This is a genomic window from Loktanella sp. DJP18 (genome assembly GCF_049310965.1).
Taxonomy (GTDB): domain Bacteria; phylum Pseudomonadota; class Alphaproteobacteria; order Rhodobacterales; family Rhodobacteraceae; genus Loktanella.
Map to the genome: position 1 here is coordinate 1 of NZ_JBMERN010000411.1, position 541 is coordinate 541.

Genomic DNA, 541 nt, shown 5'->3' on the forward strand with positions numbered 1-541 from the left:
AATTTTACACCAAAAAATTGATGTTAAAAATTAGGCAAACATGGCAAATATTGCACAATTAACCATCATTTAACATGAAAAAGACAAGGTCAGGATATTTGGGGTAGTCAGCCACCGCCTCATCGGTATTCTCATCACATATCGAATGGATTCTCAATTCATGGGAAATTAATGTCTGCAACCGAACGCGTTCTTGAGACTCTCATGATAATTGGAGCTAGTGACCAGCCAATGACGGCGGCCAACATTGCGCGGCAATTGAACGTTCCGTTGTCATCAGCCTATCGCCATATTTCTGTGCTCAAGGCCTACGACCTCATTTCCGATAGCGGCTTAGAAGGTGGCGGCCTCATGCTCGGAGCCGCAGCTCTCCAACTAGGTCACAGGTTCGATCGAAAGCACCTGATTGTGCCAGTGGTCAACCCGCACCTGCAGAAGTTGGCGTACGGTACGCAAGAGAGTGTCGGTCTCATGCAGGCTTCCGGCAGCACTGTATTCTGTGTTGATATGGTCGAAAGCTCTCAGTCTCTGAGGTGCTCCT

The 541-nt window shown here is 47.9% G+C and carries 1 protein-coding gene; it reads left to right on the forward strand.

The window, feature by feature from the left end:
- Positions 1-231: 231 nt before the first annotated feature.
- The coding region (locus ACOI1H_RS26195) for a hypothetical protein (RefSeq protein WP_422441287.1) at positions 232-541 on the forward strand (310 nt) is incomplete at its 3' end.